This window comes from Bradyrhizobium sp. P2_E8 (genome assembly GCF_056403875.1).
On the sequence record NZ_JBFUES010000665.1, the window covers coordinates 1 to 4382 of the forward strand.

At 63.1% G+C, this 4382-nt stretch carries 3 protein-coding genes; all 3 read right to left on the reverse strand.

Annotation, left to right across the window (positions count from 1 at the left end; translation table 11 throughout):
* Positions 1-1276, reverse strand: a 1276-nt coding sequence (locus AC1D00_RS29075) for an ABC transporter substrate-binding protein (RefSeq protein ID WP_477013033.1), incomplete at its 3' end; no start/stop codon positions are given.
* A 273-nt stretch (positions 1277-1549) separates the two neighbouring features.
* Positions 1550-2734 (reverse strand): calcium-binding protein, encoded by a 1185-nt coding sequence (locus AC1D00_RS29080; protein ID WP_477013034.1) that lies wholly within the window; start codon positions 2732-2734, stop codon positions 1550-1552.
* 393 nt (positions 2735-3127) lie between these two features.
* The gene (locus AC1D00_RS29085) at positions 3128-4249 is read right to left on the reverse strand and encodes a D-alanine--D-alanine ligase family protein (protein ID WP_477013035.1); all 1122 of its coding nucleotides are present in this window, start codon (positions 4247-4249) and stop codon (positions 3128-3130) included.
* Between the last annotated feature and the right edge of the window lie 133 nt (positions 4250-4382).

Below are 4382 nucleotides of genomic sequence, written 5' to 3' on the forward strand. Positions count from 1 at the left end.
ACACCGGGTCTTGCGTGCGGATGTTCGTCGGCCACACCACCGAGATGTGCTCGCCGGCGTTCTGCATCACGACCGGCGTCGAGCGTTCGTTCTGGCCMGAGAGCGGCGTGCCCGRCGGGAAGAATTTCACGCCATAGCCCTGGATGGTGCCGCCGGCGGGGATGTCGACGTCGAGCGCGGCCTTGCGGATCGCCTCGGGCTCGAAGCTGCCGTACTTTTCCTTGGCGACCGGCAGCACGTTGTTGAGCAGCACCCAGGTCTGGTTGAAGCCCATCGAGCAGTGCGGCGGCACGTCGGTGGCGCCGGTCTTGGCCTTGTAGCGCGCGACCATGGCGTTGGTCAGATCGCCGATACCCGGTGCGAGCTTTGCCGGATCGAGCAGCTGCGCCGGCACCGGATCGATGTTGCAGAAATTGTCGATGTCGGGACCAAAAGTGGCGCGCAGCTTGTCGAGCTGGCTGTAGCCGGCGCCGGCGCCGAACAGCATCTTGAAGCGCAGACCGCTCTCGCGGGCCTGGCGCAGGAACAGGGTGATGTCGGGGTTATAGCCGGCATGCGAAATCACGTCGGCCTTGGCGCGCTTGATCTTGGTCACCAGCACCGAGAGATCGGGCGCCGAGGCCGAATAGCCCTCGCGCAGCACCACCTGGATGCCGGCCTCCTTGGCATAGGCCTCATCGGCGGCGGCGACGCCAACACCGTAGGGGCCGTCCTCATGGATCAGTGCGACCTTGACCTCCTTGGGATCCATTCCGAGCTTTGCTTTCGCATGCTCGGCGAGGAAACCGGCAAAAGCCTGGCCGTACTGATCCGAATGGATCTGCGCGCGAAACACGTATTGCAGGTTCTTGTCCTTGAACACGGCGGTCGAGACCGCGGTCGTGATCCAGAGGATCTTCTTCTGCTGCTCGACCTTCGCCGCGAGTGGCACCGCATGCGAGCTCGCATAGACGCCGTTGATGATATCGATCTTCTCCTGGCTGATCAGGCGTTCGGCCTCGTTGATCGCAACGTCGGGCTTGCTCTGGGAATCCGCGGCGACTGGAGCAATCTTGGTCTTGCCGCCGACGCCGCCTTTCTCGTTGACGAGATCGATCGCGATCTGCGCCCCGATTGACGAGGCGACCGAGCCGCCAGCGGCGAATGGGCCGGTGAGGTCGTAGATCAGGCCGATGCGCAACGTCTCGGCTTGCGCCTGGGCCCGTGTCCAATCGAGGCTGAGTGCGGCGGCAGCAGCCGCCGAGCTCTTCAGCAGCTGCCTGCGTGAAGTCGGCATCCTATCCTCCCTCAAGACCGTCTTTTGATTGGTTGTTATCTTTTTGCGAAGTATGGGGAGCGGGACGGCGGAAAGTCAACATCGCCCAAGGTCGATAGGCGCCGGCCGGGCACAACGCATCTGCGAGAGACAGAGAAAAACTCCACCGCTCGCGAGCGAGCGATGGGCCTGATGTCGGTGGGAGCTGATTACTGCGACAGCTTCACGAAGTTCGGAATCGCAGCGCGCATGGCCTCTCCCTTGGCTTCAAGACCGGGCCCCTCGACCGAGCCCCTAGACGATGAAATCCTTTGCATGGAGATCAGCCGCGTGGATGCCGTCCAGCGTGATCGTATCATTGGCCGTCAGGTGGATCACGGCATTGCCGGAGCTGTTGTCGCTGATCAGGCTCTTCAGCTCGGCCCAACCTGCAAAACCGTAATCGTGAACGTTGATAGCATCATGCTCTCGCGCCGTGCTGCCGACGGCCTTGTTACCTTGATCGAAATCATTGATCACGTCCTGGCCTGAGCCGGTGTTGAAGACGAAGAGATCGTTGTTCGGTCCGCCCCAGAGCTGGTCATTGCCGCCGCCGCTGTTCAGGATATCCTTGCCGCCGGTGATCGAGCCGGCCGTGAACGGAGCGTAGGTCTGTGCATCTCCACACAGCAAATCATCGCGACTGCTTCCGATGAGGATATCGTTTCCACCATGCGCGTTGCCCGACATGTTTGCGGCATCGCCGACGAGCACGATGGAGGTCGAATCCGGGTTGCCGTCGACCGCCGCGATCAGGATGTCGTTTCCGCCGCGGGCGTTGTCACTCATGTAGCCGGCGTCTCCGACCAGAGACGCGCCGCCCGAGTGGGCGCCCGCACCGACGGTGTAGATGAGGATGTCGTTGCCGCCACGCGCATTGCCGCTCATGGACACAAGGGCATCGCCGGATATCGACGCCCCGCCAGAGATGCCGACCTGCGTCACATCGATGATATCGTTGCCGCCGTGAGCATTGTCGCTCATCGAATAGCCCGCGTCGCCGCTGAAGGCGCTTGACGATCGATTCCCTATCTCCGCGGTAATGACGTCATTGCCTCCCTTCGTGTCGCCCGTCATGGTGCTTTCGGCGTCTCCAAAAAGACTGACGCTTGTATAGATCGTCGTCGAGGCATCGACGTGGATCATGTCGTTGCCGCCATGGGCGTGGTCCGACATGGTCTGCGCGTCGCCGTCGATAACCGCGTAATCCCCGAAGCCCTGGATGCTCGCGACGAGAAGGTCGTTTCCTCCGTGCGAGCGGCCTTGCATGGTCGCGTCGTCGCCGACGAAAGTCAGGACCCCGTTGACCGCATCGACCGTGGCGATCATCGTATCGTTGCCGCCGCGGCCGTCGATCGGCAGACCCGGGTCGCCGAACTCGGTGACGAATTTCTGGTCCCCAACGCTGACGACGATCGTGTCATTTGGCATATGGCGCATCGCGCAACTCCCAGTTCATGTCGGGCGCGGGTTGCAGAGGACGTCATGACCTCGCGCCGCGCTGCGGCGAAACCGCGCGTCTCATCTTAGTTGGATTGATGGCGGAGATTTGCCCGAGGCGTAACTTGATGACGATCAGGGAACCACGTCTCGGCGCGCGCGCGTACCGTTGTCATAAAGAGCGCCCGCCGCGACGTGCGTGGCGATTATTTATGCAGATGGCGAGCGCAGAAAGCGATCGGGCGCCGGCGGTTCACGCCGGCGCCCTTGCTTGTGGATCGCGTCGTCGGCTTCAGCCCGGTCCCGCGCCTTGCGTCGCCGTGTACACGGCATAGAGCGATTGGCTCGCGGTCATGAACAGGCGGTTGCGCTCTGTCCGGAGCCGGAGATCGACTAGCTCGCGTAGCCCCGTTCCAGGGTCTGCCGCTGCCGGTGCCGGTCCAGCGCCAGATTGACGAGGCGCGTCAGCAACTCTCCATACGGTACGCCCGAGGCTTCCATCATCTTCGGATACATGCTGATCGACGTGAAACCGGGCAGGGTGTTGATCTCGTTGAAGCAGAACTCGCCGGTTTTCCGGTCGAGGAAGAAGTCGACCCGGGCGAAGCCGCTGCATTCGAGCGCCGCGAACACCCGGGTGGCCAGTGACCGGACGCGCTCCATCTGTGCCGCGTCGAGCTTGGCCGGAAGGTCGACCCGAGCGCCATCGGGATCGAGATACTTTGCCTCGTACGAATAGAACTCGTGATGGGCGTTGGGGTTCAGCTCGCTGGCGACGCTCGCGAACAGCGTCTCGCCCTCGAGCACCGCGACCTCGATCTCGCGCGCGTCGATGCCCTGTTCGACCAGCACCTTGACGTCATACCGAAACGCATCATCGAGCGCCGCTTCGAGCGCATCCGGCGTCTTGACCTTGTGGATGCCGACGCTGGAGCCCATGTTGCACGGCTTGACGAAGACCGGGAGGCTCAAGCCTTCGACCGCCTTCGCAAGCAATGACGTTCGGTCCTGAACGTAGGCCTTGCGGGCGAGCACGCGATAGGGCGCGACCGGAATGCCGGCGAATTCGGCGAGCCGCTTGGCGACATCCTTGTCCATGCTGACGGCGGAGGCGAGAACGCCCGATCCCACATAGGCGACGTCGGCCAATTCCAGCAGGCCCTGCACGGTGCCGTCTTCGCAAAGCGGCCCGTGGATGACCGGAAAGACGACGTCGATCTCGATCGGGTCGGCGGCGCCTTGCGTGATCGGCATGAGGACGCCGCGTCCATCAGGTCCCCTGGCGAGCCGCATCTCCGGCGCATCGGGCAGGATCGGCAAGGCCGCCGCGTGGGCCTGATCGAGCGTCCGAAGGTCGTTCCATTGCCACCGACCCGTCTTGTCGATGGAGACCGGGATCACCTCGAAGCGGGTGCGGTCGAGATGCCCCAGCACGGAGGCTGCCGATTTCAGCGAGAMCTCGTGCTCACCGGACCTGCCGCCATAGAGAACAACGACGCGAATTTTGTCTGCCATGGCTCAATTATCACGCGCTCTCTCCGGAAGTCACCTCTGTTGCCTGGTTCAAGCATCGACCAGGCGACCAAAACAATTCGGCGCCGGCGAGGCACGCCGGCGCCGTGGCGCAATTCAAAGGCTTGTACCGCTC

Excerpts from the sequence above, each read along its gene's own strand:
- AC1D00_RS29080 (WP_477013034.1), bottom strand. The coding sequence starts at position 2,734 with ATGCGCCATATGCCAAATGACACGATCGTCGTCAGCGTTGGGGACCAG.